This is a genomic window from Halomicroarcula saliterrae (assembly GCF_031624395.1).
Classification (GTDB): domain Archaea; phylum Halobacteriota; class Halobacteria; order Halobacteriales; family Haloarculaceae; genus Haloarcula; species Haloarcula saliterrae.
The window spans coordinates 1,159,793-1,185,261 of record NZ_JAMQON010000001.1 but is presented as its reverse complement, the minus strand read 5'-3'; the positions used below and the strand labels follow the sequence as shown (position 1 = coordinate 1,185,261).

Sequence of the window (25,469 nt, the reverse complement as noted above, 5' to 3'; positions counted from 1 at the left end):
TACCCATATATGAGTGCAGAAGACCCCAACGCTGGCGAAGACGCGGATGAGGAGGAGGACATCCGCTACTTCGTCCGCATCGGACAGACAGACCTCGACGGCACGAAGTCCGTCGAGCGAGCACTGACAGAACTGAACGGCATCGGCCACCGCGCCGCCCGCATCATCGCCGAGCAGGCAGATGTGGACCGCCGCGCGGTCTTTGGCAAGCTCGACGACGACGTCATCGACAACGTCGTCGAGCACGTCGAGAGCTTCGCCGACGAGGTCCCCGAGTGGATGACCAACCACCAGAAGGACTACTTCACCGGTGACACCACCCACGAGACCGGGAACGACCTCCAGCTCACCCGACGGCAGGACATCAACCGCATGAAGATGATCGACTCCTACCGCGGTGTCCGCCACAAACGCGGCCAGAAGGTCCGCGGCCAGCGCACGAAGTCCACCGGTCGTACCGAGGGGACCATCGGCGTCAACGTCGAGGCCATCAAGGAAGAACAGGCAGAGGAAGCCGCCGCGGAGGATGACGAATAATGGCGCTCGGAAGCAACACGAAGTTCTACGAGACGCCGAATCATCCGTACCAGGGCGAGCGAATCGCCGACGAGAGCAACCTCAAGGGCCGCTACGGCCTGAAGAACAAAGAGGAGCTCTGGCGCGCACAGTCCGAGCTGCGTGGCTACCGCCGCGAGGCCCGGAAGCTGCTGGGCAGCTCCGTCGGGAGCGAGTTCGAGGCCGACGAGTTCCTCGCCCGCCTCAAGCGCTACGGCATCCTCAACGAGCAGGACTCGCTTGACGACGTCCTGTCGCTGGACGTCACCGACGTGCTGGAGCGCCGACTCCAGACGGTCGTCTACCGAAAGGGCTACGCGAACACGCCCGAGCAGGCGCGACAGTTCATCGTCCACGGCCACATCGACCTCGACGAGGCGCGCGTCACGCGCCCGTCGATGAAAGTCGAGGTGTCCGTCGAGGACTCGGTCGGCTTCGACGAGAACAGCTCGCTGTCGGACGAACTGCATCCCGAGCGCGCGGAGGCCCAAGAATGAGCGAGGAAACCGAAGACATCTGGGGCATCGCCCACGTCCACGCATCGTTCAACAACACCATCATCACCATCACCGACCAGACCGGCGCGGAGACGCTCGCAAAGAGCTCCGGCGGGACGGTCGTCAAGCAGAACCGCGACGAGGCGTCGCCCTACGCTGCGATGCAGATGGCCGAGGTCGTCGCCGAGAAGGCGCTCGACCGCGGCGTCGAGGGTGTGGACGTCCGCGTCCGCGGCCCCGGTGGGAACCAGCAGACCTCCCCCGGGCCGGGCGCACAGGCCACCATCCGAGCGCTGGCACGTGCCGGCCTCGAGATCGGCCGCATCGAGGACGTCACGCCGACGCCCCACGACGGTACACGCGCGCCGAAGAACTCCGGATTCTAATCCATGACACAGGACTACGAGGTTGAGTTCGTCGAACGCGGCGAGCGGGAGTCGCTCGTGCTCGTTCGTGGCATCACGCCGGCCTTCGCCAACGGCATCCGCCGGGCGATGGTCGCCGACGTGCCCACGTTCAGCATGGACACCGTGCGCGTCATCGAGAACACCAGCGTGATGTTCAACGAGCAGATCGGTCTCCGACTGGGACTGGTCCCGCTTTCGACCGACCTCGACGACTTCGAGGTCGGTGACGAGGTGACGCTCTCGCTGTCGGTCGACGGACCGTCCACGGCCTACTCCAGTGACCTCGTCTCCGCGGACTCGCTCGTGGAGCCGGCCGACGACAACATCCCCATCATCGACCTGAAGGACGGCCAGCGCCTCGAAGTCGAGGCCGATGCCGTCCTGGACACGGGGAAGGCCCACGCCAAACACCAGGGCGGCGTGGCCGTCGGCTACCGACACCTCCAGCGCGTGGAGGTCGTCGGCGACAGGGGCGAGTTCGAGAACGAGGAACCGCAGATTCTGCGCGGCGTCATCGAGGAGGGCGCGGCCGACGTGGCCGCCGACCCGGACGCCGCGGACGGAGACCTCGTGCCGACCGACACGTTCGGCAACGACCTCAGCCAGCGGTATCCGGGCAAGGAGGTCGAGGTCACCGACGTGGAGAACGCGTTCGTGTTCCACGTCGAGACCGACGGCTCGTTCACCACCGACGAACTGTTCCTGCGCGCGGTCGAGACGCTGCGTGACCGTGCGACGGAGCTGAAAGACGCAGTCCAACTGTAACGCCAATGCCCCGAACCACCCATTCGACACCGATGACCGCCCGCTCCCCGAGCGCGAGGACCGAAAGGGGTTTTACGGGGCATCAAGAACCCACTAATGCGAGCAGGGATAGCCAAGTTTGGCCAACGGCGCAGCGTTCAGGGCGCTGTCCCGTAGGGGTCCGCAGGTTCAAATCCTGCTCCCTGCACTTTTCCTACAAAGGAGGAACCCTATGAGCAAGACGAATCCGAGACTCAGTAGTCTCATCGCCGACCTGAAGTCGGCCGCCCGCAACTCGGGCGGCGCAGTCTGGGGCGACGTCGCCGACCGGCTGCAGAAGCCACGGCGTACGCACGCGGAAGTCAACCTGGGCCGCATCGAGCGGTACGCACAGGAAGACGAGACCGTGGTCGTGCCCGGCAAAGTACTCGGCTCCGGTGTCCTGCAGAAGGACGTCACCGTCGCCGCCGTCGACTTCTCCGGAACCGCCGAGACGAAGATCGACCAGGTTGGAGAGGCTGTATCACTCGAACAGGCAATCGAAAACAACCCCGAAGGCTCACACGTGCGGGTGATCCGATGAGCCTCGCAGAGTTCGACGCCGACGTGGTCGTCGACGCCCGTGACTGTATCATGGGCCGGGTCGCCTCGCAGGTGGCCGAGAAAGCGCTCGACGGGCAGACCGTCGCTGTCGTGAACGCGGAACGCGCGGTCATCACCGGCCGCGAAGACCAGATCACCGAGAAGTACGAGAAGCGCGTCGACATCGGTGACGACAACAAGTACTTCTACCCGAAGCGACCGGACGGCATCCTCAAACGCGCCATCCGTGGGATGGTGCCCCACAAGAAGACGCGGGGCCGCGAAGCGTTCGAGAACGTCCGCGTCTACGTGGGCAATCCGTTTGACGAGGAGACCGCGGGCGCCAGCCCGCGTAGCGACGACAGCGAAGCCGTCGAAGCGGAAGTGCTCGACGGCACGTCGCTCGACCGACTGTCGAACATCAAATTCGTCTCGCTGGGCGACGTCAGCGAGCAACTCGGAGCGAACAAGACATGGTAACGAACACGTCTGGCAAAAAGAAGACCGCCGTCGCTCGCGCGACTATCAGCGAGGGCGAGGGCCGCGTTCGTATCGATTCCCAGCCGGTCGAACTGGTCGACCCGGAGCTGGCCCAGCTGAAGATGCTGGAGCCGTTCCGCATCGCGGAGGACGAGCTCCGCGACGACGTGGACGTCGACGTCTCCGTGGAGGGTGGCGGCGTGATGGGGCAGGCTGACGCCGCCCGAACCGCCATCGCTCGCGGTCTCGTCGACTTCACCAACGACGCCGAACTCCGCGACGCGTTCATGGAGTTCGACCGCTCGCTGCTGGTCAACGACGTTCGCCAGTCCGAACCCAAGAAGTGGGGCGGCCCAGGCGCTCGGGCCCGCTACCAGAAATCGTACCGCTAAGGTGATTCAGGTATGATGGTACCGGTCCGGTGTTTCACGTGCGGTAACGTCGTCGGCGAGCACTGGGAAGAGTTCAAGGCCCGCACCCGCGAAGCCGAGGAGCCCGAGAACCCGGAGAAGGTTCTCGACGAGCTCGGCGTCGAGCGGCACTGCTGTCGCCGGATGCTCGTCTCGCATAAGGACCTCGTCGACATCGTCGCTCCCTACCAATGAACGCACAGGAAAGCCGATACGAAAAGGCCCGAAAACTGGGCGCACGGGCGCTCCAGCTGGCTCACGGCGCTCCCGTGCTCATCGAGACGGAACACACCCAGCCCATCCTCATCGCGGCCGAGGAGTACGACGCCGGGGTGCTTCCGTTCACCGTCAAGCGAGGTGACCACAAATGACGCTAATCACTGACATCCGACTCCGCCGCGTGCTCGACTCGCGTGGCAACGCAACTGTCGAAGCCGACGTCCTCACCGAGAGTGGGGGCTTCGGTCGCGGCAAGGCACCGAGCGGCGCAAGCACCGGCGAATACGAGGCGATAGAACTGCCGGCTCAGGAAGCCATCGCGAACGCTCGCGAAGACGCGCTCCCACGCCTCATCGGCGAAGTGCACGCCGGCAACCAGCGCGACGTCGACAACGCGCTCCGGGCCGCGGACGGCTCGGACGACTTCTCCGGTATCGGCGCCAACTCCGCCGTCGCCATCTCGATGGCGGCCGCAGCGGCCGGCGCCGACGTGCTGGGCGCGCCACTCTATCAGCACCTCGGTGGCACCTTCCGTGGCAACGAGTACCCGACGCCGCTCGGTAACATCATCGGCGGCGGCGAACACGCCGCGGACGCCACCAACATCCAGGAGTTCCTCGCGGCCCCTATCGGCGCGCCGAGCGTCGAAGAGGCCGTCTTCGCCAACGCCGCGGTCCACGGCGAAGTCCACGACATCCTCGCCGACCGCGGCATCCCCGCGGGCAAGGGCGACGAGGGCGCCTGGGCGCCGTCGGTCTCGGACGACGAGGCCTTCGAGATCATGGCTGAAGCCGTCGAGACCGTCGCTGACGACTTCGGGTTCGCCATCCAGTTCGGGCTGGACGTCGCCGGCGCCGAGCTGTACGACGAAGACGAGGACGGCTACGTCTACGACGACGGCGTCAAGTCGACCGAAGAGCAGATAGCGTACATCGCACAGAAGGTAGAGGAGTACGACCTCGTCTACGTCGAGGACCCCCTCGACGAGAACGACTACGAGGCCTTTGCCGACCTCACGGAGCAGGTCGGCGACCAGACGCTCGTCTGCGGTGACGACCTCTTCGTGACGAACGTCGAGCGCCTGCAGACGGGTATCCAGCAGGACGCTGGCAACTCCATCCTCATCAAGCCAAACCAGATCGGGACGCTCACGGACGCCGTGGACGCCATCGAACTGGCCACCGAGAACGGCTACGAGTCCGTCGTCTCCCACCGGAGCGGCGAGACCGAGGACACCACTATCGCACACCTCGCCGTGGCGACCGGCGCACCGTTCATCAAGACGGGCGCGGTCGGCGGCGAGCGCACAGCCAAGCTGAACGAACTGATTCGCATCGAGGACAACGCAGTATGAGCGGCAACGAAAAAGAAGGTCTCGACGCCGAGGAGTCCGAGTTCGACCCGTCCGAAGCGGACGAAGAGCTCGACGACGCCGACGCGGAGACCGAGACGGACGCCGAACAGCCCGCCGACGCCGACGAGGCCGAGGCCGAACCAGCGGACGCCGACGAGGCCGAGGAAGCGGAAGCCCCACAGCTCGACGAGGACGTCATGCCCGACGAGCAGAGCGAGGCCGACCTCCTCATCCCAGTCGAGGACTATCTCGGCGCCGGTGTCCACATCGGGACCCAGCAGAAGACCCAGGACATGGAGCGGTTCATCCACCGCGTCCGGACCGACGGGCTCTACGTGCTGGACGTCTCGATGACGGACACGCGCATCCGCACCGCCGCGGACTTCCTGGCCAACTACGAGCCCGAGCAGATTCTCGTGGCGTCTTCGCGCCAGTACGGCCGGTTCCCGGCCGAGAAGTTCGCAGACGCCGTCGGTGCCCGTGCCCGCACGGGCCGCTTCATCCCCGGGACGCTGACGAACCCGGACTACGACGGCTACATCGAGCCCGACGTCGTGGTCGTCACCGACCCCATCGGTGACGCCCAGGCCGTCAAGGAGGCCATCACGGTCGGCATCCCGGTCATCGCGATGTGTGACTCCAACAACACCACGTCCAACGTGGACCTGGTCGTCCCGACCAACAACAAGGGGCGAAAGGCGCTGTCGGTCGTCTACTGGCTGCTGGCCAACGAGACGCTCGACCGCCGCGGCGCCGAGCCCGCCTACGGGCTCGACGACTTCGAGTCCGAAATCTGACGACGACGATTTTCGCCTTTCGACAGCCGTCACCAGTGCCGACAGAACCAAACCATAGATACTGGCCCCGTGTACCCCGTGGCGATGGGAGAACACGACACCCTGCTAAACGCGGTAATCGGCGTCGTCGCAAGTGTGGTTCTGGGTTTCGTCCCCTTCTCGACAGTTCTGGGCGGGGCGGTCGCGGGCTACCTCGAAGGCGGGACGACGACGGCGTGAAGGTCGGCGCCATCTCGGGCGTTATCAGCCTGCTCATCGGGGGAGCCCTGTTTCTCGTCTTCGTCGTATTCCTGGGCGTGTTCGCCGTCGGTGCGGGCGCGCCGCCGAGCGTGAGCGGGCTCGGCATCGTCGCTTTGCTCGTTCTGGGCGTCATCAGTGCGCTCTACACCGTGGGTCTGAGCGCCCTCGGTGGGTTGATCGGCAACTTCGCGAAGAACGAACTCGACCTCTGAGCCCACATTATATATCCACCCCTGCCGACACCGACAGACAGGATGCGCGAGACCTTCGTCGACGCTGGATGGGGTGCGCTAGTGACGCTCGCGCTGTCGATACTCCCGTTCTCGTCGGTCGTGGGCGGCGCGGTCGCGGCCAACCGCCACGGCGGGGGGTACGCCAGCGGGCTCTGGCTCGGGACCTTGGCCGGCGTCGCCGCGATGGTCCCGCTGCTCGCGCTGTTTATTCCGTCGCTGTTCGTCGCCGGGCTGCTCGGCTTCGGTATCCCGCCGTCCTCGCCGGGGTACGGCCTCTTTCTCGCGCTCGTCTTCGCGTTCTTCCTGGGCTACACCGTCGGTCTGAGCGCGCTCGGCGGGCTGGGCGGAGCGTGGGCGCGGACCCACACTGAGTGGAATCTGGACCCCGTCCGGTGGCTGTGAGACGAGCCAGCGGGTCGGAGTTGGCATGCAATTCAAACGTGTCCGGTCCTAACCCGCGCCAATGGCAGAAACGCCACCCGGACCGAAGGGCGAACCGCTGTTCGGGAGCAGTCGAACCTACGCCTCGGACCCGTTCCGGTTCATCTCGGCGCTCGAAGACGCCTACGGCGACGTGGCCTACTTCGATATGGGGCCGATGGAGACGGTGATGCTCTGTGACCCGGCCGCGATAGAGCGAGTGCTGGTCTCCGAGGCCGACCGCTTTCGCAAACCCGACTTCCAGGGGGACGCTCTGGGGGACCTGCTCGGTGACGGCCTGTTGCTCTCCGAGGGCGACACCTGGGAGCAACAGCGACAGCTCGCCAACCCGGCGTTCTCGATGCGTCGGCTGTCGGGCATGGCCGGCCGCATCACCGACCACACGGAAGACCGGCTCGCGGGCTGGGACGACGGCGACGTGGTCAACGCCGAGCGGGTGATGACACGCACCACGCTCGACGTCATTCTCGACTTGATGATGGGCGTCGAGCTCGGCGAGGAGCGCGTCGCGGAGATAGAGCAACAGCTGTTGCCCCTCGGCCAGCGGTTCGAGCCGGACCCGCTGCGATTCGCCGCGCCGGAGTGGATGCCGATGCCCGACGACGCCGAGTTCGAGGCCGCGGTGGCGTCGCTCGACGCGATACTCGACGACATCATCTCGGTCCGCGAGCGGACCGCCGGGAGCGGCGACGACGGGCCGATGGACTTCCTGTCGGTGCTCATCCGGGCCCGCGACGACGGCGTCGAGTCCCCGGAGCAACTCCGCGACGAGATGATGACGATGCTGCTTGCGGGCCACGACACGACCGCGCTGACACTGACCTACACGTGGTTCCTCCTCTCGGAACACCCCGAAATCGAACGGCGGGTCCACGAGGAACTGGACGAGGTGGTCGGCGACGAGCGCCCGGGGATGGCCCACGTCCGGGAGCTCGACTATCTGGAGTGGGTCATTCAGGAGGCCATGCGGCTCTACCCGCCCGTGTACACGATGTTCCGCGAGCCGATCGAGGCCGTCGAGCTGTCGGGGTACCCCGTCGAGAGTGGGATGACGCTGATGCTCCCCCAGTGGGGCGTCCACCGCTCGGAGCGGTTCTACGAGGACCCCGACACCTTCGACCCCGAACGCTGGAAGCCCGACCGGGCCAACGACCGGCCACGATTCGCGTACTTCCCCTTCGGCGGCGGCCCGCGCCACTGTATCGGCAAGCATCTGGCGATGCTGGAAGCACAGCTCATCGTCGCGACCACGGCCCAGCAGTATCGGCTGGAGTTCCTCGGCGAGACGCCACTGGAGCTCATGCCGTCGCTGACCGCCCACCCGCGACAGGAGATGTCGATGCGGGTCGTCGAGCGGAACTGAAACCGACGGTCAGGGGGACGACGCGTTCTGGAGTGTTACCTCGCGACTCGCGCAGACGTGGCCCCGGACCGACAGTGTGACCGGCCCGTCCTCGGAGGCGGTGTAGCTGGTGTCGATGTCGAGCGACGCCGTCGTCGTCTCGCCGGCCGCGACGTCCCGCTCGACGAGACGGGACTCGTCGTCGTCCTGAATTTCCCGTGTCGGCCAGTAGAGCGCCGCGAGGAACCGGCCCTCGGTGTCGGCGACGTTCGTCACCGTCAGGGAGACAGAAAGCGGCCGGCCCTCCGAGACGCTGTCGGGCACTGTCAGTTCGTCGAGCTCGAATCGCGGGGCGGGCGCGGCCAGCGTCGCCGCGGCGTCGTCGGGCAGTGACCACGTCTCGTCCTCGTCATCGGCCCGCCGAATCCGCGGGTTCGACGCCGACAGGGGCGACGGGATATCGAAGGCGACGTACGGCCGGTGACGGCCCGCGACGGACGCGTTTCTGGCGCCCACGGTGTCGTCGAGCCCGGAATCGTACGTTTCGCTGTCGGTCTCGAAGACGAACTCCGGACGCTCGTACGTCTCGGTCCCGGTGACCGAGGCGACGACGTACTGGCGGTCCGCGGCCGCGAGGACACCGCCGGACCCCATCATCGAACTGTAGCTGACGGCTTTCTGTGCGGCGATGTCTTCGACGGCGACGCTCGATGCGGACTCCGTCGGTGTCGCGGTGGACCGTTCCGTCGGTCTCTCGGTTCCGGGCGCAGACTCCTCGGTCGAATCGGACGGCGATGCGGAGAGGCAGCCGGCCAGCGCGGCGAGGCTCCCGCCACAACACGCGAGCAGTTTTCGGCGGTTCACATCCCACGGTTCCGGCTCACCCGTAAGTGTTTTCAGGTGACTACCGCCGGCTCGAACCCCCGCGGTGTCGTCGGTACCCCGACCCGTCTCCAAAAACACCTAAACCCCCTCCGGTCACACGAGCGGGTATGGTCACGTCGAGCGCTCCCGGCAAGGTGTATCTGTTCGGGGAGCACGCAGTCGTCTACGGCGAGCCGGCGGTCCCGTGCGCTATCGAGCGCCGGGCCCGCGTCACGGCCGAGGAGATAGATGAGGGGCTGGTCGTCCACGCCGAGGACCTCAAGCTCGACGGCTTCACCGTCGAGTACACGGGGGACAGCACGGACCTGCCCGACGTCGACGCGGCGAAACCGCTGCTGGAGGCGTCGATGGGGTACATCAACGAGGCGGTCACGCAGGTCCGTGACGCCGCTGGCGCCCCCGACGCCGGCTTCGAGATATGGATCGAGAGCGACATCCCGCTGGGGGCCGGGCTGGGTTCGTCGGCGGCCGTCGCGGTCGCGGCCATCGACGCCGGCTGTCGGGAACTCGGCGTCGAACTCGACCCCGAGGACATCGCCGACAGGGCCTATCAGGTCGAGGCGGCCGTTCAGGACGGCGAGGCCTCCCGGGCCGACACGTTCTGCTCGGCGATGGGCGGAGCGGTCCGCGTCGAGGGCGACGACTGCCGTCGCGTCGGCGGTGTCGAGCACCTCCCCTTCGTCATCGGCTACGACGGCGGCGCGGGCGACACCGGCGCGCTGGTCGCGGGCGTGCGGGCGCTGCGCGGGGAGTACGACTTCGCGGCCGACACCGTCGGCGCCATCGGCGACATCGTCAGGGAGGGCGAGTCGGTGCTCGGCACCGGCGACACGGAGACGCTCGGTGAGCTGATGAACTTCAACCACGGGCTGTTGGCGGCGCTGGGCGTCTCCTCGCGCTCGCTCGATACGATGGTGTGGGCGGCAAGAGACGCGGGCGCAGTCGGGGCGAAGCTCACGGGCGCCGGCGGCGGGGGCTGTATCGTCGCGCTGGACGAGACGGACGCCGCGCTGACGGCGCTGCGGTACACGCCCGGCTGTGACGAAGCGTTCCGGGCGGCGCTCGACACCGAGGGGGTCCGGGCGGAGTGACCGTCGTCCTGAAACTCGGCGGGAGCGTCATCACCGAGAAAGGCGAGCCCGAGACCGTCGACGACGACGCGCTGGCAGCGGCCGCCGACGCCGTTGCGGCGAGCGACGACGACCTCGTGGTCGTCCACGGCGGCGGGAGCTTCGGCCACCACCACGCCGCCCAGTTCGGCGTCAGTACGACCGACGGGACCCACGACGTCGCGGGCGTCCGGGCTATTCACGGCGCGATGAAGCGGCTGAACGGGGCCGTCGTCGCGGCGCTGACCGACCGGGGCGTCCCGGCCGTTCCGGTCCACCCGCTCTCGGCGGCCAGCCGCGACGCCGACGGTAGCCTCGACTTACCCACCGACCAGGTCAGGACACTGCTCGCGGAGGAGTTCGTACCCGTGTTACACGGCGACCTCGTGGCCCACCGCGGGGAGGGCGCCAGCGTCCTCAGCGGCGACGAACTCGTGGTCGCACTCGCTCCCGCCGTCGACGCCGACCGCGTCGGCGTCTGTTCGACCGTCCCCGGCGTGCTCGACGACGACGGCGCGGTCGTCGACCGAATCGACTCCTTCGGGGAGGTGGCGTCGGTGCTCGGTGGCAGCGACGCGACCGACGTCTCGGGCGGGATGGCCGGGAAGATCCGGGCGCTGCTGGCGCTGGACTCGCCGGCGAGCGTCTTCGGTCCCGACGCGCTCGACGGGTTTCTGGCCGGGGCGACACCGGGTACGACCGTCGTCGGCGAGGGACACGAGTAGCGTCGCCACTGAGAATCAGTGCAAACCCGACCGCTCGACAGTGGTGCAGTCGGTGTGAAACCGGTCCGGTCGGGACTATACTCCCGGCGTAACCTATTTCACCGGCGTTGTCGTCAGTAATACTATGTCTACTGCTGGGTTATCGGATGCCTACCGATACGGTGTGAGCTTCGTTGGCTACCTGCTGGCAGTGAGTCTCGTCGGCGGCGCCTTCATCGCCGGCGGCGCCGTCGTCGGCGGTCAGGTCCTCGTCGACGCGTTCGGCGCCGGCGGTGCCGCGGCCGCGACGAGCGGCGGTGCGGTGGCGGCTATCGCCCTCGTCGCCATCGGCGTCCTGCTACTGCTCTCGGGCCTGTTCGGGCTCCTGTACAAGCTCATCGTCGACGCCACGATGACCGGAGTCAGGCGAGGGCGGGTCGTCTCGGCGAGCGCCGCCGAACCGGCAGGCGAAGGGAGTCCCGACGAGCCCGAGACGGACGACGAGGCCCCGGCGGCCCCGAGCGACGACGGCTCGTCGCCGGCCGAGGACGGATCGGAGTCGGGCGACGCCGTCGAGCGGGACACCGCTCCGCAGGAGCCGACCGACGAACCGGAGCCGACACCGGCCGAGGCCGCCGACTCAGACAGCGCGCCCTCGGACCCGGACACCGAAGCCCCGACGGAACGGACGCTGGTCGAAGCGCCGGACGAGACGGCCGACGAGCCCACCGCCGACCCCTCCGACCAGACAGCCGACGCACCCACCGCCGACCCTTCCGACCAGACAGCCGACGCACCCACCGCCGACCCCTCCGACCAGACGGCCGACCCCTCCGACCAGACGGCCGACGAGCAGCCGACCGCATGGGAGGCTCCCGAGGGGTCGATGGCCGGGTCCGACGTGGCGGACGACGCCGACGTGGCGTCGGTCGCGGACGCGAGCCCACCGGCCGACGAACAGGCCGAGCAGACACCGACGGAAAGCGGGACCGAAGCGGCCTCGACGACAGAGACACAGACCGAACCGGAGACGGAGTCGGTGGACACCCAGCCTGAGGAGTGGTCGCCGCCGGACCCCTCGGAGTTCGAGACCGCAGTCCCGTCCGAAGAGCCCGCCTCCGAGGAGACGACGGAGGCGTCGGGCTGGGAGACGGTCGAAGACGGGAACGACGAATCGGCCGACAGCCCCCGGACGGCCGACGACCTCTTCGGTGAGTCAGCGGACGACGAGTCAGCGTCCTTCGACGGCAGTGACGAGAGTTCGGACGACGTGACGGACCTGTTCGGGGAGGAGCTGGACGACGAGACGGGGTCCGAGGAGCCGGACGAGGGGACGACGGCCTTCGAGACGAAGTCCGATGGCGACCCGCTCTCGGACGCGCTGGACGATTCGTAGTCGCTACCGGGCAGCTTCGACCGCTCCCGATTCGTGGTTCTCACACCGCGTGACGCGTGTCCTCGTGGCCCCGATTTTGCTTTCACAGAGCGCGGGACCGCACGCGAACCCACATCGTTTTATGAACTCGCGTTGTAGTTGCCGGTAACCGAGCGCACGGCCGCCCGTGGACGCGAATCGGCGGCCGGCAGACGACGGGAACAGTCGTCGGGACACGAGTCCCTTCCACTACGGACACCGAGGCTACGGGCGTACCCGGCTGGCCTCGCCGTCCACAGGAACCGAGACGCCGTTTCAGCCGTTACCGTCGTCGCCACCCCGACCGCGTGCTCGCGGACGGCTCCTACTCGGAGCTACAACCATGGAAGTCGAAATCGCAACAATTGGCGGATACGAGGCTGTGGGCCGACAGATGACGGCCGTCCGAGCGGGCGACGACGTCGTCATCTTCGACATGGGCCTGAACCTCTCGAAGGTACTGATTCACGACAACGTCGAGACGGAGCGGATGCACTCGCTCGACCTCATCGACATGGGCGCGATTCCTGACGACCGCGTCATGTCCGAACTCGAGGGCGACGTGAAGGCCATCGTGCCGACACACGGCCACCTCGACCACATCGGCGCCATCTCGAAGCTCGCCCACCGCTACGACGCACCCATCGTCGCGACGCCCTTTACCATCGAGCTGGTCAAACAGCAGATAAAGGGCGAGGAGAAGTTCGGGGTCCAGAACGACCTCGTCAAGATGGAGGCCGGCGAGACGATGCAGATCGGCGAGCGAAACGAACTGGAGTTTGTCAACGTCACCCACTCCATCATCGACGCCATCAACCCGGTGCTGCACACCCCCGAAGGCGCCGTTGTCTACGGGCTGGACAAGCGCATGGACCACACGCCGGTCATCGGCGACCCCATCGACATGAAGCGGTTCCGGGAGATCGGCCGCGAGGGCGAGGGCGTCCTCTGTTACATCGAGGACTGTACGAACGCCGGCCGGAAGGGCCGCACGCCCTCCGAGTCGGTCGCCCGTCGCCACCTCAAGGACGTCATGACGAGCATCGAGGACTACGACGGCGGTATCGTCGCCACTACGTTCTCCTCACACATCGCTCGGGTCAAGAGCCTCGTCGAGTTCGCCGAGGACATGGGCCGCCAGCCGGTCCTGCTCGGCCGCTCGATGGAGAAGTACTCCGGGACGGCAGAGCGACTGGACTTCGTCGACTTCCCGGACGACCTCGGGATGTACGGTCACCGAAAGTCCGTCGACCGGACGTTCAAGCGGATCATGAACGAGGGCAAGGAGAACTTCCTGCCCATCGTCACCGGCCATCAGGGCGAGCCCCGCGCGATGCTCACCCGTATGGGACGGGGCGAGACGCCCTACGAACTGTCCGACGGCGACAAGGTGCTGTTCTCGGCCCGGGTCATCCCGGAGCCGACGAACGAGGGCCAGCGCTACCAGTCCGAGAAGCTGCTGGGCATGCAGGGCGCCCGCATCTACGACGACATCCACGTCTCGGGCCACCTCCGCGAGGAGGGTCACTACCAGATGCTCGAAGCGCTGCAGCCACAGAACGTCATCCCGGCTCACCAGAGCCTGAAAGGTTTCGCCCCCTACGTGGACCTCGCGGAGAACTTCGGGTTCAAAGTCGGGCGCGACCTGCATATCACCCGTAACGGCAACATGATCCAGCTCACGGAATAGTCACATGTCCGAACGCCATCAGCAGGTCGAACGAGCCATCCACGCCCGTCGTGAGCTGGTCAACGAGGCGCTTCCCGAGGAGCTGCCGGTCTCGCGACCGGAGCACCTCTACGAGGCGGCTCGGTACCTGCTCGACGCCGGCGGCAAGCGACTCCGGCCGACCGTCCTCTTGTTGGTCGGGGAGTCGCTGCTGGACGTCGAACCGCTGGGGGCCGATTACCGCACGTTCCCCACGCTCGACGGCGGAGAGGCCGACCTGCTGTCAGCCGCTATCGCCATCGAAGTCATCCAGACGTTCACCCTCATCCACGACGACATCATGGACGACGACGACCTCCGTCGCGGGGTCCCGGCCGTCCACAAGGAGTACGACCTCTCGACGGCGATTCTGGCCGGCGATACGCTCTACTCGAAAGCGTTCGAGTATCTGCTTGGCACCGGTGCGGCCGACGACCGCACCATCGCCGCGAACAAGCGGCTGTCCGAGACCTGTACCCGTATCTGTGAGGGCCAGTCGCTGGACATCGAGTTCGAGCAGCGCGACGCCGTCACGCCCGAGGAGTATCTGGAGATGGTCGAACTCAAGACCGCGGTGCTGTACGGCGCGACCGCGTCGATTCCGGCCACGCTGCTCGGGGCCGACGCGGACACCGTCGACGCGCTGTACAATCACGGTCTCGACGTTGGCCGGGCGTTCCAGATTCAGGACGACCTGCTGGACCTGACGACGCCGTCCGAGAAACTGGGCAAACAACGCGGCTCCGACCTCGTCGAGAACAAGCAGACGCTGGTCACGCTGCACGCCCGCCAACAGGGCGTCGACGTGGCGAACCTGGTCGACACCGACTCCGTCGAAGCCGTCTCGGAGGCCGAAATCGACACGGCCGTCGAGCGGCTCCGGGAGGTCGGCTCGATCGAGTACGCCAGCGAACGGGCGCAGGAACTGGTCACGAGCGGGAAGGAGAACCTCGAAGTCCTGCCGGACAACGAGGCGCGTGGCCTGCTGTCCGGTATCGCGGATTACCTGGTCGAACGCGAATACTGACCGTCCGCTCTTTTTCGGTCCCAGTTGCAGGTAGCCCCGGCGCTGTCAGTTGACAGTGATGTTCGTCGCCTGCATCGCCACGTCGGCACCGCCCATGTTGCTCGTATCGACCGTGCGCCCCTCGACGGTCACGCAGTCGCCCTCCGAGACGTCCCCGGGTCGCTGGATGAACGCCGTGGCAGTGCCGTCGTCGACGACGAACGACACCTGTCCGGTCTCGGTGACTTCGCCGGTCACGGAGACCGAACCGTCCGCGTCGGCGGCGTCGGTGATCTCGGTTTCGCCGGGGCCACAACCCCCACCGCCGAGCATACCGCAACCGGCCAAACCGACAAGTAGTGCGACTGTGACGACGAGTCCGTACCTCCGAGTGGCAGCGTTCTGTGCCATAATTCCGGTATATATGTCCTGATATAAAAAGGTGTATCTATACCTGGAGCAGCCGCGTCACCGGACCGACCGGTTCGCTACCCACGGGGGCGGTGTTTAGTTTAGCAGCGAGTGGTTCCGAGAGCCAGAAAACCCCCGCGTTCAGTCCCCCCCTGCCGGCTGACCAACCGGCTACGGGCGGGACTGAAAGGGGCGGCTGGCTGTTTTAGGTCTGAATCTCTTAACTAAACACTATCACCCGCGGGCCACCGGAGAGTTATGGCGGTCTGACACCTACCGGCAGCCGTGACCCAGTTCGTACTCTACGGCGGGAAAGGCGGGGTCGGGAAGACGACCCTCGCCGCGGCGACCGGCCACAGATTGGCCGGCGAGGGAGCGGAGACGCTGGTGGTCTCGACGGACCCGGCCCACTCGCTGGGCGACGCGGTCGAACAGCAGGTCGGCGCGGACCCGGTCGAGATACGCGACGGGTTCTGGGGCGTCGAGGTGGACCCGCAGGCGGGTATCGACCGGTATGAGGCGCTGTTCGAGGCGCTCGCCGACGAGTTCGATGACGCGGGCATCCACCTCGACGAGGGGGCCATCGCCGACCTGTTCACGACCGGCGTGATGCCGGGCAGCGACGAGCTGGCCGCCGTCGAGGGGTTGGCGACCTACGTCGACAGCGACCGCTGGGACCGGGTGGTGTTCGACACCGCGCCGACGGGCCACACCCTCAGACTCCTGGACCTGCCGGCAGTGATGGACAAGGGGTTGGCGACGGCCCTCGACCTGCGCGACCAGGTCCGCCGGAAGGTCAACACCGCCCGGACGATGATGTTCGGGCCGATGGGTCGCCGTCGCGACGACGGCCCGGACGACTTCACGGCGATGCGCGAGCGGATGGCACGGGTCGGCGAGGTGCTTCGGGACCCGGAGCGCACCGAGTTCCGCGTCGTGACCATCCCCGAGACGATGGCCGTCCGGGAGAGCGAGCGGCTGGTCGACCAGTTACGCGAGTTCGAGGTGCCGGTGACGACGCTCGTGGTGAACAAGGTCATCGAGAACCCCGGCGACTGCGAGCGCTGTCGGGGGAAACAGGCCGTTCAGGAGGAGTCGCTCGCGGCGCTGCGGGAGTCGCTGCCGGAACTGGAGGTGTGGACGATACCGGACGAGTCCGGCGAGGTGACTGGACTGGACGCCTTGGCGCGCATCGGTGAGCACGTCGGGGGCTGACCTCAGGTTCCGACACCCGACGGGAGGACGTCCAGTTGGCCGAGGATGGACATGTAGTCGGGGTAGAGCCACGCCTCGACGATTTTCCCGTCCTCGTACCGGTCGATGGCGGTGCCGGTCCAGGAGAGCCGTCTGCCGGTGGGTTCGATACCCAGTATCTCTCCCCGGTGGACGGCGGAGATGGTGAAGTGGACCACGAGCAGGTCCGCCTCGGCGACGAGGTCCTCGATGACGAACTCTTGGTCGCCGAAGGCAGCCCCGAACCCCTCGAAGAACGACCTGTACCCAGCTCTGTCCGTGGCGTCCATGCCGAAGAAGCCGTGCGTGACGATATCCTCGGCGACCAGCTCGTCGACGACATCCATGTTGCCCTCGTGGGTCTCTCTCATCAGCCGCCGGAAGTTCTCCTTGTGTCGGTGTTCCGTCGCCGCCATCTCACATCTCCTCCGTGTCCTCGCCGTCGCCACCGACAGCGACGACGGTCGTCCCGAACGGCTGGAGCGGCCGCTCGAACGTAGCGGTCATCTCGCTACTCGGGAAGTAACCGATGACGCGCGCGGGCTCGTCGCCGACGTTTCGGACGCTGTGTGGCGCCATCTCGGGAACGACGGTGCAGGAGCCGGTCGGCAGACGGACCGATTCCTCGCCGACGCTGGCCTCGACCGTGCCAGCGGTGACCAGTAGCAGTTCCTCGGCACTGTCCCGGTGGGTGGGGAGGTACTCGCCGGGCTGTATCTCCAGACAGACGATGGCACAGTCCGTCGCCCCGGCGTCGGTGCCGTTCGGTGCCCCCGGCGAGAGCGGGAAGTACCCCTTCAGCCGGGCGTGTTCGTCGTCGTCCATCCACACCTCGGTGCCCTCGAACTGGTACAGTTCGACCGCTGGAGGTGACTGTTCCGGTGTGTTCGTGCGTGGTGTCATCGAAGAACTATCGGAGATACTACATCATAACCGATGCGACCGCCTGACACTCCTGTTCTGCCCACTCGCTGGCATTTGCGCGCCGAGTGAGCCGTAGTTACCACGGTCATCGCCCGAGCGTGAACCCGACGCCGTTTTGAGCGGGGCGGTTCGACTGTCCGGCATGGACGACGCGCTACGCCAGCGTATCGAGGAGGCCGCGGAGACGAACGCCCTCCTCAACGCGGTCAAACACGACAGCGAGGCACAGGTCGGCGCCATCATGGGACCGCTCATGGGCGACCATCCAGAGTTCCGCGAGCACGGGGACGAGATTCCGGGCGTCATCGCGCCGGTCGTAGAGCGAGTCAACGGGATGAGTAGTACCGAACGACGCGAGCGTATCGCGGAGCTCGCCCCCGAGAAACTCGACGAGATAGAGAGCGAAGACGAAGGCCCGGACCACCCGCTCCCGGACCTGCCCGACGCCGAGGAGGGCGAGGTGCGGATGCGCGTCGCCCCCAACCCCAACGGGCCGTGGCACGTCGGTCACGCGCGGATGGCCGCGGTCATCGGGACCTACAAGGACCGGTACGACGGCGAGTTCGTCTGCCGGTTCGACGACACCGACCCCGAGACGAAACGCCCGGACCTCGACGCCTACGAGCAAATCCTCGGCGCCATCGAGTATCTCGGCTTCGAGCCCGACGACGTGGTCAAGGCCAGCGACCGCGTCGACGTCTACTACGACCACGCCCGCGAACTCATCGAACTGGGCGGTGCCTACACCTGCTCCTGTCCGCAGGGGGAGTTCTCGGAGCTGAAAAACAGCGGCGAGGCGTGTCCACACCGCGAGAAAGACAGAGACACCGTCACCGAGGAGTTCGAGGCGATGGTCGAGGGCGAGTACGACAGCGGCGAGATGGTGCTGCGCGTGCGGACCGACATCACGCACAAGAACCCCGCGCTGCGTGACTTCGTCGCCTTCCGGATGATAGACACGCCACACCCGCGCGAGGAAGCCGCACAGTACCGCTGCTGGCCGATGCTCGACTTCCAGAGCGGCGTCGACGACCACCTGCTGGGCATCACCCACATCATCCGCGGTATCGACCTGCAGGACTCCGCGAAACGCCAGGGGTTCGTCTACGACTACTTCGGCTGGGAGTACCCCGAGGTCGTCCACTGGGGCCACGTCCAGGTCGACGCCTACGACGTGTCGATGTCGACATCCACCATCGCCGAACTCATCGCCGAGGGCGAACTCGACGGGTGGGACGACCCGCGGGCACCGACGGTCGCCAGCCTCCGACGCCGCGGGATTCGCGGCGAGGCCCTCGTCGACGCGATGGTCGAGCTGGGCACCTCCACCTCGAACGTCGACCTCGCGATGTCCTCGGTGTACGCCAACAACCGCGAGCGCATCGACGACGACACCGACCGCGCGTTCTTCGTCCGCGACGACGAGGAGTTCGGCGGCCTCGTCGAGCGACAGGTCGTCGGCGGACCCGACGCGGGCGAACCGCCGCTCCACCCCGACCACGAGGACCGGGGCCGGCGGGAGATTCCCGTGACTGCGGGCGTCGTCGTCGAGGGCGAGGACCTCCCCGAGCGCGGCGAGCGCGTCTGGCTCAAGGGGTACGGCTGCGTCCGCCACACTCGCGACGCATTCGAGTACGTGGGCGAGGACATCACGGCGGTCCGCGAGGACGGCGTCGACGTGGTCCACTGGGCGCCGGCCGACGGCCCCGAACTCCGCCTCCGAACGATGGACGGCGACGTGACTGGCATCGCCGAGCCCGGTCTCCTCGACTACGAGGCCGACGACATGCTCCAGTTCGAGCGTATCGGCTTCGCCCGCGTCGACCGGGTCGCCCCCGACGGCGAGTCGGTCGCGTACTTCGCACATCCCTGACGGACGGGTTTTCACCGCCAAGCCGGCTGCCGCTGTTTAATTCGGCTCAGAATCCTTTTATTATAATGCTCGTTCTACCGTATATATTGAACACTCTCGACGTGCGCTGCTTCGAAGCGGCGGCGCCATGTGTGCACTGGGACTGGCCGGCTGTTTCGGCGGATCGGGCGATGGACCCGGAGCCGGGACCGCGACGCCGTCGGCGGAGGCGGTCGGCTCGTGGCGGATGAAAAACGGCGACGGGGCGGGCACCGGTTCGCTCGCTGTCACCGGCCTCTCGGACGGACTCACGGACGCGTGGGACGGTGGCGGCGGCCCAGTGGCGTCGGACCCCGTCGTGGCCGACGGCGCCGTCTACGTCGGCGTCAGCGAGGATTTCGAGGGCGCGCTGTACAAGTACGACGCCGAAACTGGCGAGGAGCAGTGGCGCGCCGCTATTTCCGACGGCGCCAACAACACGCCGGCCGTGGCCAACGGCTTGGTGTATATCGGCGGCTCTAACGAGACGCTGTACGCGTTCGACACCGAAAACGGCGAGGAAGTCTGGACGGCGGACGCGCCGACCCCTTTCAGCACCAGTCCGACGGTCGCCGACGGGCTGGTGTTCATGAACATGTCCCGGAGCGGACTGAGCGCGTTCGACGCAGAGACCGGAAAGGAACAGTGGTCGGCCTCACTGGAGAGCTGGGCGAACGAGACGGCCGTGGCCGACGGGACGGCCTACGCCACCGACGACGAGGCGCTGTACGCTTTCGGGACCGAAAGCGGCGAGGAGCAGTGGCGCTACGAGCCCGAAACCGAGGTCACGACCTCGCCGAGCGACCACGACGGGACGGTGTATCTGGGTCTCGGCGACGGGGTTGTCGCGGTCGACGCGACGGACGGCTCGGAACAGTGGCGCGTGAGCGTCGACGCGGCGGAACTGTCGACGCCGGCCGTCGCCGACGGAACGCTCTACGTCGGAGCTACCAACAGCGTCTACTCCCTCAGTGGGGCGGACGGCTCCGAGCAATGGTCCTACAGTTACGAGAGCACGTTCGATTCGGTCCTGGTCCCGTCGGTCGCGGAGAACGTCGTCGTCGTGGGCGGGGCCTTCGCAGCGGTCCTCGGCGTCGACCGCTCGAACGGCGAACAACTGTGGAAGCTGGCAATCGGGTCCGAGAACAAGACGCCGGCGCTGGCTGCGGGCGCAGTGTACCTGAGTTCCCAACAGGGCGGCGTCTACGGACTGCTGGCGGAGTAGGCCGTCACCGCGACTCGACACCGGTGAACTCGAAGCGGGCGCCGCCGTGCTCGCTCCCCGTCACGTCCACCGTCCAGCCGTGGGCGTCCGCGATGGTCTGGACGATGTCCAGTCCGAGTCCGGTCCCCGCGTCCTCGGTGGTGAACCCGGACTCGAACACGAGGTCCGCCTCGTCGTCCGGGATACCGGAGCCGTCGTCCGCGACGTAGAACCCCCCGTCGAGCGGACCGACGGTGACGGTGACCGGGTCGCCTCCGGCCGGGCGACCGTGCGTTATCGCGTTGCTGAAGAGGTTCTCGAGCAGTTCGACGACGCGGTCGGGGTCACAGTCGACGGTCGGTGGCTCAGCGAGCGTCAGCGAGCCGCCCTCGGTCGTCACGTTCGCCCACGCCCGCTCGGCGAGGGTGGCAAGGGGTGTCCGCTCCGTCGAGCCGATGTCACGGCCCTGTTTGGCGAGCGAGAGCGTGTCCTCGATGAGCGTCTCCATCCGGTCCAGCGCGGCTTCCGCGTCTTCGATGTGGGCCGCGGCGTCGCCGTCGGCCGTCTTCGCCAGCGCTAGATGCCCACTGGCCACCTGCAGCGGGTTCCGGAGGTCGTGGCTCACGAGACTGGCGAACTCCTCCAGCCGTTCGTTCTGCCGTTCGAGCTGCCGCTGACGGGCTTTCCGCTCGCTGATGTCCGCGATTATCGCGACGGTACCGACGACCTCGCCGTCGCCGTCCCGTATCGGGGCCGCGGAGACCGCCGCTGGCACCCGCTGGCCGTCCTTGCAGCGCAGCTCCGTCTCCCAGCCGGTGAGAGGTTCGCCCGACTGCACGCGGTCGTGGTGGTCCAGCAGCTCCCTCTCCCGTTCCGCCGGGACGATGGGGAGTGTCGAGCCCCGGACCTCGTCGGCGCTCCAGCCGAACAGCGACTCGGCCGCGGGGTTCCACACGTCGACGACCCCCTCGGTGTCGTGGGCGATTATCGCCAGGGGTGACGCTTCGACCAGCGTCTCTAGCCGCTCGGTCGCCTCGGCCAGCTCCGACTCGATGGCCTTCCGCCGGCTGATGTCCCGGATGATGCCGACCCGGCCGGTCGCGCCGTCGTCGAGCGCCACCGGCGCCAGGTCGAGCTCGCAGGGGACCTCCGCCCCGGAATCTGTCCTGATTGTCGTCTCCATGCGGTCGCTGAACCCGCCGTCGGTGGCCGCCGGCTCCGGCCCGAGCACGACGGTGATCGGCTCGCCCACGAGCGCCGTCCCGTCACAGCCAACGAGGTCGGCGAAGGGGTCGTTGTAGCGGAGGATGCGTCCGTCGTCGTCCAGCACGTACACCGGTTCGGTGACCGAATCGAAGATGAGCTTGTACTGTTCGAGGCGCTGTTCGCGCCGCTTCCGGTCGGTGATGTCACGCAGTACGACGAGGGTCCCGACCTCGTCGTCGAACCGGTCGGTGAACGACGTCGTCTCGACCTCCAGGAACCGCTCGTCACCGTCCACGGTCAGTGACAGCTCTTCCCAGTCGCGGTGGCCGGATTCGCCCTCGTGTAACGCCTCCCAGCCGTCGACGACGGCCCCGATGTGACGACCCACGACAGGGGCGTCGCCGTCGTTCAGGAGGGCCTCGGCTGCGGGGTTGATGTCGCTGATACGCCCGTCCATATCGAGGACGACGGTGCCGTCGCCCATCGTCTCGACGATGGTCGACTGTGCGGCCGGAACCGGGTCCAGTGTCTTGAACGTGTACAGCCCGGCGGTCATGGCGACGCCGGAGATACCCCACGCGAAGATAGTGGCGTCCTCCGGGATCTGGAGGAAGTACTGCTGGCTGAGCGCGATGGTCCACGGGGTCAGCGCCGCGACGAGGACCGCCGCCGCCTGGGTTCGGTAGAGGTGGCGCGACCGGAGAAACAGCTGGATGAGGACGAGCGTCCCGGCCAGCGCGGTGACGAGGATGGTCCCCATGTGCAGGAGGAAAAGCGGCGTGAGCTGGGTCGCCTGAGCGTGCAGTAGCGAGCCGGTCGTCCCCGTCGGCGGCGTCCGGAAGAAGGTGACCCCGGGCAGGAGAAAGCCCACTGTGAGCAACAGCGGGTCGAGCGAGAGAACGCCCACGACGCGACGGGTCAGCGACCGGTCGAAGTTCGCGTACTGGAGCGCGGCGTAGAGCCACGCGATGGCGACGGTCCCCTGTGCGACGGTCGCTATCTGACGGTAGAGCAGCTGCGTTCCCAGCGTCGTCGCGGTGATATCGCGGGCGTAGGCGACAGCGCCCACCGCCAGCGCGAGGTAGAACACCACCATCGGCGTCCCGCCGGGGTCGGTGCGCTTGCGCCAGGCCAGCCAGATGAAGACGGTGGAGAGTCCGCTGAGAACGTAGAGCGAGAGAACGAACCGCTCGTACATTAGTCTCTAATCATGGTTTCTTTCCCCGCTTTGTTCTACCGGTACGTTCTGTCACGCTGTCACGAACGGCCACGCCGAGGCGACGAGTCAGTTTGTCGAGTCGTCGGGACGCAGATTCGACAGCGAGCGGCCGGCTATCGTCGCATGCTAACAGTTCTTGGTATCCGTGAGATTCGTTCCGAACCGCTGGCAACCATCGAACGCAATCGAGGGCTGAGACCGGACGCCTTCGGGGACACTACCCTCTCGGCAGTACGAGCGGCGTCGGTCGTCCGTGACCCCGACGCCTTCGGGGACACTGCCCTTCCGGCAGTGCGGGCGGCGTCGGTCGCCTGTGACCCCGACGCCTTCGGGGACACTGCCCTTCCGGCAGTGCGGGCGGCGTCGGTCGCCTGTGACCCCGACGCGTTTTTATCTCCCTCGCCCGACTCTCAGCCGTGAACGAACGCGAGGAGATGACTGTCACGGTACGCCGGGACATCCCGTTCCACGAGGTCGCCGGCGAGACGCTGCGACTCGACGCGTACGAAGACGCCGCGGCGACCGGGCAGAAACCGGCCGCCGTCCTCGTCCGCGGCGGCGGCTTCACGGTCGGCGACAAAGGCGAGTTCGCCCGCCAGGCCATCGACCTCGCCGAGGCCGGCTACCTGGTCGTCGAACCGCAGTATCGCCTGGCGCCCGAGTGGACATTCCCGGCCGCGCTGGTCGACGTGAAGGCCGCTATCGAGTGGTGTCGCACCGAGTGCGAGCAGGCGGACCCGCAGCGTGTCGCCGCCGTCGGCCACTCCGCCGGCGCGAATCTGGCGGTGCTGGCGGCGGCGACGGCCGACGACCCGGCGCTGGAACCCGAGCAGTACCCCGGCGCGTCGTCGGCCCTGTCGGCGGTGGTCGGCTACAGCGGCATCTACGATTTCCGGCTGAATCCGGGCGACCGCAGCGAGGCGTATCTGGGCGGTTCGCCGGCGGAGCTACCCGCGGCCTACGACCTCGCCTCGCCGGTCGAGCAGGCCGACATGTCGATGCCCCCGACGCTGTTGCTCCACGGCGAGGACGACGGCGTCGTCTCGCCCCAGCAATCTGCGGTCCTGGCCGAGACGCTGGAGCCGCTGACGACGGTCGAACACCGCGTCGTCCCCGGCGGGCACGGCTTCCCGTTCGCCGGCGCTCACTACGAGGCGACGTACGACCGGACCGCCGAGTTTCTGGGGACACAGCTCTCGAATCCCGGAACGGATGTCGTGAGTGACTTCGACCAATACTGACCGTCCTCCGGAGCGGCGCTGCTGGCCGGAACGTCCTCAGCGAACGACACCCGCGACTGACTGTGAGCCGCGGTTTCCGACGACTCTATCGACAGGTCCGACAGTATTTGTAGCCGGCAGCCCTAGCCGGGGCCATGCGCGTCGCGGTGGTCACAGTCGGGGACGAACTGCTCGTCGGCGAGACGGTCAACACGAACGCTGCGTGGCTGGGCGAACAGCTGCGGGACCGCGGTGTCACCGTCGAGCGAACGACCGTCGTTCCCGACCGGACCGCCGATATCGCCCGCGTCGTCAACGAGTACCACGCCGACTACGACGCCGTCATCGTCACCGGCGGGCTCGGTCCGACACACGACGACGTGACCATCGAGGGCGTCGCGGCCGCCTTCGGGCAGCCGGTCGTCGAGAGCGAGGAGGCGTTAGCGTGGCTGGCCGAACACGGCGGCTACAGCCGGGCGGACCTGGCCGAGGGGACCGGCGAGGTGCCAGCGGGAAGCAGTCCCGTCCCGAACCACGAGGGCGTCGCACCGGGCTGTGTCATCGAGAACTGCTACGTCCTGCCCGGGGTCCCCACCGAGATGAAGCGGATGTTCGCCGAGGTGGCCGACGAGTTCTCCGGCGAGCAGCGCCACGTCGTCACGGTCGACGCGGCCGAACCGGAGAGCGCCCTGCTGGACCGGATGGACAGCGTCAGACAGCTGTTTCCGGTGAAAATCGGGAGCTACCCCGGCGAGTACGTCACCGTCAGGTTCGCGGGGACCGACCCCGAGGCTGTCGAGGAAGCGGCGGCGTGGCTGCGCGAACGGGTCGACCCGGTCGAGGAGTGAGACGAAGGCGCGGCGGCGTGACTACCGGTAGAGGTAGGCCAGCCACCCGAAAGTCAGTGCGATGCCGCCGAGACTGACGAAGGCGCCGGCGGCGTTGATGACGTCGGGCTGAACGCCCGTCGCGAGAGGTTGGAGCATACCGCCCCTTCTGTGGCCGCTGTCTTCAATGATACGGATTGCTGTAGT

Annotated in this window: 29 protein-coding genes, 1 tRNA gene and 1 pseudogene; 26 read left to right on the top strand and 5 right to left on the bottom strand. The window is 67.3% G+C overall.

What is annotated here, in order from left to right; genetic code table 11:
• Positions 1-9: 9 nt before the first annotated feature.
• The 15 genes and pseudogenes from NDI56_RS06475 (at position 10) to NDI56_RS06400 (ending at position 8,322) form a co-directional block, all read left to right on the top strand.
• Entirely contained in the window at positions 10-537 is a 528-nt protein-coding gene (locus NDI56_RS06475; protein ID WP_310918622.1) for a 30S ribosomal protein S13, read from the top strand.
• Positions 537-1,052 carry a 30S ribosomal protein S4 gene (locus NDI56_RS06470; RefSeq protein WP_310918621.1) on the top strand — a complete coding sequence of 172 codons (516 nt, stop codon included), beginning with the start codon at positions 537-539 and terminating at the stop codon, positions 1,050-1,052. The genes NDI56_RS06475 and NDI56_RS06470 overlap by 1 nt, the downstream gene beginning before the upstream one ends.
• Positions 1,049-1,438, top strand: a complete 390-nt coding sequence (locus NDI56_RS06465; protein WP_310900955.1) for a 30S ribosomal protein S11 — start codon at positions 1,049-1,051, stop codon at positions 1,436-1,438. The genes NDI56_RS06470 and NDI56_RS06465 overlap by 4 nt, the downstream gene beginning before the upstream one ends.
• Positions 1,439-1,441: 3 nt before the next feature.
• A complete protein-coding gene (locus tag NDI56_RS06460; RefSeq protein WP_310918620.1) occupies positions 1,442-2,224 on the top strand; it encodes a DNA-directed RNA polymerase subunit D in 783 nt (260 codons plus the stop codon).
• Between the two features lie 102 nt (positions 2,225-2,326).
• Positions 2,327-2,411, top strand: a tRNA-Leu gene (locus NDI56_RS06455).
• A gap of 24 nt (positions 2,412-2,435) precedes the next feature.
• Positions 2,436-2,786: a 50S ribosomal protein L18e gene (locus NDI56_RS06450; protein WP_310918619.1), complete on the top strand. Its 351-nt coding sequence runs from the start codon at positions 2,436-2,438 to the stop codon at positions 2,784-2,786.
• Positions 2,783-3,265: a 50S ribosomal protein L13 gene (locus NDI56_RS06445; protein WP_310918618.1), complete on the top strand. Its 483-nt coding sequence runs from the start codon at positions 2,783-2,785 to the stop codon at positions 3,263-3,265. Before NDI56_RS06450 ends, NDI56_RS06445 begins: the two co-directional genes overlap by 4 nt.
• On the top strand, positions 3,259-3,657 hold the full coding sequence (locus NDI56_RS06440) for a 30S ribosomal protein S9 (RefSeq protein ID WP_310918617.1): 399 nt from the start codon (positions 3,259-3,261) through the stop codon (positions 3,655-3,657). Before NDI56_RS06445 ends, NDI56_RS06440 begins: the two co-directional genes overlap by 7 nt.
• A gap of 12 nt (positions 3,658-3,669) precedes the next feature.
• Complete coding sequence (locus NDI56_RS06435) at positions 3,670-3,870, top strand: DNA-directed RNA polymerase subunit N (RefSeq protein ID WP_310918616.1); 201 nt, start codon at positions 3,670-3,672, stop codon at positions 3,868-3,870.
• Positions 3,867-4,046: a DNA-directed RNA polymerase subunit K gene (locus NDI56_RS06430; RefSeq protein ID WP_135303168.1), complete on the top strand. Its 180-nt coding sequence runs from the start codon at positions 3,867-3,869 to the stop codon at positions 4,044-4,046. The genes NDI56_RS06435 and NDI56_RS06430 overlap by 4 nt, the downstream gene beginning before the upstream one ends.
• The gene (eno, locus tag NDI56_RS06425) at positions 4,043-5,248 is read left to right on the top strand and encodes a phosphopyruvate hydratase (RefSeq protein WP_310918615.1); all 1,206 of its coding nucleotides are present in this window, start codon (positions 4,043-4,045) and stop codon (positions 5,246-5,248) included. Before NDI56_RS06430 ends, eno begins: the two co-directional genes overlap by 4 nt.
• Entirely contained in the window at positions 5,245-6,045 is an 801-nt protein-coding gene (gene rpsB, locus NDI56_RS06420; RefSeq protein WP_310918614.1) for a 30S ribosomal protein S2, read from the top strand. Before eno ends, rpsB begins: the two co-directional genes overlap by 4 nt.
• A gap of 84 nt (positions 6,046-6,129) precedes the next feature.
• Positions 6,130-6,497: pseudogene (locus tag NDI56_RS21720) on the top strand (DUF5518 domain-containing protein).
• Positions 6,498-6,539: 42 nt separating this feature from the next.
• Positions 6,540-6,920, top strand: a complete 381-nt coding sequence (locus tag NDI56_RS06405; protein ID WP_310918611.1) for a DUF5518 domain-containing protein — start codon at positions 6,540-6,542, stop codon at positions 6,918-6,920.
• 61 nt (positions 6,921-6,981) lie between these two features.
• Positions 6,982-8,322 carry a cytochrome P450 gene (locus NDI56_RS06400; protein WP_310918610.1) on the top strand — a complete coding sequence of 447 codons (1,341 nt, stop codon included), beginning with the start codon at positions 6,982-6,984 and terminating at the stop codon, positions 8,320-8,322.
• Between the two features lie 9 nt (positions 8,323-8,331).
• On the opposite strand, the gene NDI56_RS06395 is transcribed toward NDI56_RS06400, so the two are convergent.
• On the bottom strand, positions 8,332-9,165 hold the full coding sequence (locus NDI56_RS06395; protein WP_310918609.1) for a hypothetical protein: 834 nt from the start codon (positions 9,163-9,165) through the stop codon (positions 8,332-8,334).
• A gap of 128 nt (positions 9,166-9,293) precedes the next feature.
• On the opposite strand from NDI56_RS06395, the gene mvk reads away from it, so the two are divergent.
• From mvk to idsA3, 5 genes are all read left to right on the top strand, one after another.
• On the top strand, positions 9,294-10,277 hold the full coding sequence (gene mvk, locus NDI56_RS06390; protein ID WP_310918608.1) for a mevalonate kinase: 984 nt from the start codon (positions 9,294-9,296) through the stop codon (positions 10,275-10,277).
• Complete coding sequence (locus NDI56_RS06385; protein ID WP_310918607.1) at positions 10,274-11,020, top strand: isopentenyl phosphate kinase; 747 nt, start codon at positions 10,274-10,276, stop codon at positions 11,018-11,020. Before mvk ends, NDI56_RS06385 begins: the two co-directional genes overlap by 4 nt.
• 124 nt (positions 11,021-11,144) lie before the next feature.
• Positions 11,145-12,395 carry a hypothetical protein gene (locus NDI56_RS06380; RefSeq protein ID WP_310918606.1) on the top strand — a complete coding sequence of 417 codons (1,251 nt, stop codon included), beginning with the start codon at positions 11,145-11,147 and terminating at the stop codon, positions 12,393-12,395.
• A gap of 361 nt (positions 12,396-12,756) precedes the next feature.
• Positions 12,757-14,103 carry an RNase J family beta-CASP ribonuclease gene (locus NDI56_RS06375; RefSeq protein WP_310918605.1) on the top strand — a complete coding sequence of 449 codons (1,347 nt, stop codon included), beginning with the start codon at positions 12,757-12,759 and terminating at the stop codon, positions 14,101-14,103.
• A gap of 4 nt (positions 14,104-14,107) precedes the next feature.
• Complete coding sequence (idsA3, locus tag NDI56_RS06370) at positions 14,108-15,148, top strand: geranylfarnesyl diphosphate synthase (protein ID WP_310918604.1); 1,041 nt, start codon at positions 14,108-14,110, stop codon at positions 15,146-15,148.
• A gap of 45 nt (positions 15,149-15,193) precedes the next feature.
• Here the strand turns inward: idsA3 and NDI56_RS06365 are convergent, their stop codons facing one another.
• Complete coding sequence (locus NDI56_RS06365; protein WP_310918603.1) at positions 15,194-15,538, bottom strand: hypothetical protein; 345 nt, start codon at positions 15,536-15,538, stop codon at positions 15,194-15,196.
• 285 nt (positions 15,539-15,823) lie between these two features.
• Between NDI56_RS06365 and NDI56_RS06360 the strand changes: the two genes are divergently transcribed.
• Complete coding sequence (locus tag NDI56_RS06360; RefSeq protein ID WP_310918602.1) at positions 15,824-16,753, top strand: ArsA family ATPase; 930 nt, start codon at positions 15,824-15,826, stop codon at positions 16,751-16,753.
• Positions 16,754-16,755: 2 nt separating this feature from the next.
• Here NDI56_RS06360 and NDI56_RS06355 read toward each other — a convergent pair whose 3' ends face one another.
• On the bottom strand, positions 16,756-17,187 hold the full coding sequence (locus NDI56_RS06355; RefSeq protein ID WP_310918601.1) for an ester cyclase: 432 nt from the start codon (positions 17,185-17,187) through the stop codon (positions 16,756-16,758).
• Between the two features lies 1 nt (position 17,188).
• Positions 17,189-17,674, bottom strand: coding sequence for a cupin domain-containing protein (locus tag NDI56_RS06350; protein ID WP_310918600.1), 486 nt, complete (start codon positions 17,672-17,674; stop codon positions 17,189-17,191).
• A gap of 163 nt (positions 17,675-17,837) precedes the next feature.
• On the opposite strand from NDI56_RS06350, the gene NDI56_RS06345 reads away from it, so the two are divergent.
• Positions 17,838-19,568 carry a glutamate--tRNA ligase gene (locus NDI56_RS06345; protein ID WP_310918599.1) on the top strand — a complete coding sequence of 577 codons (1,731 nt, stop codon included), beginning with the start codon at positions 17,838-17,840 and terminating at the stop codon, positions 19,566-19,568.
• Between the two features lie 127 nt (positions 19,569-19,695).
• Positions 19,696-20,811 carry an outer membrane protein assembly factor BamB family protein gene (locus NDI56_RS06340; protein ID WP_310918598.1) on the top strand — a complete coding sequence of 372 codons (1,116 nt, stop codon included), beginning with the start codon at positions 19,696-19,698 and terminating at the stop codon, positions 20,809-20,811.
• Positions 20,812-20,815: 4 nt separating this feature from the next.
• Here the strand turns inward: NDI56_RS06340 and NDI56_RS06335 are convergent, their stop codons facing one another.
• Positions 20,816-23,194 carry a PAS domain S-box protein gene (locus NDI56_RS06335; protein WP_310918597.1) on the bottom strand — a complete coding sequence of 793 codons (2,379 nt, stop codon included), beginning with the start codon at positions 23,192-23,194 and terminating at the stop codon, positions 20,816-20,818.
• Between the two features lie 144 nt (positions 23,195-23,338).
• Here NDI56_RS06335 and NDI56_RS06330 point away from each other — a divergent pair, with 144 nt between their 5' ends.
• The 3 genes from NDI56_RS06330 (at position 23,339) to NDI56_RS06320 (ending at position 25,283) form a co-directional block, all read left to right on the top strand.
• Positions 23,339-23,635 (top strand): hypothetical protein, encoded by a 297-nt coding sequence (locus NDI56_RS06330; protein WP_310918596.1) that lies wholly within the window; start codon positions 23,339-23,341, stop codon positions 23,633-23,635.
• On the top strand, positions 23,632-24,456 hold the full coding sequence (locus NDI56_RS06325; RefSeq protein ID WP_310918595.1) for an alpha/beta fold hydrolase: 825 nt from the start codon (positions 23,632-23,634) through the stop codon (positions 24,454-24,456). Before NDI56_RS06330 ends, NDI56_RS06325 begins: the two co-directional genes overlap by 4 nt.
• 134 nt (positions 24,457-24,590) lie before the next feature.
• A complete protein-coding gene (locus NDI56_RS06320; RefSeq protein ID WP_310918594.1) occupies positions 24,591-25,283 on the top strand; it encodes a competence/damage-inducible protein A in 693 nt (230 codons plus the stop codon).
• Positions 25,284-25,469: the final 186 nt, after the last annotated feature.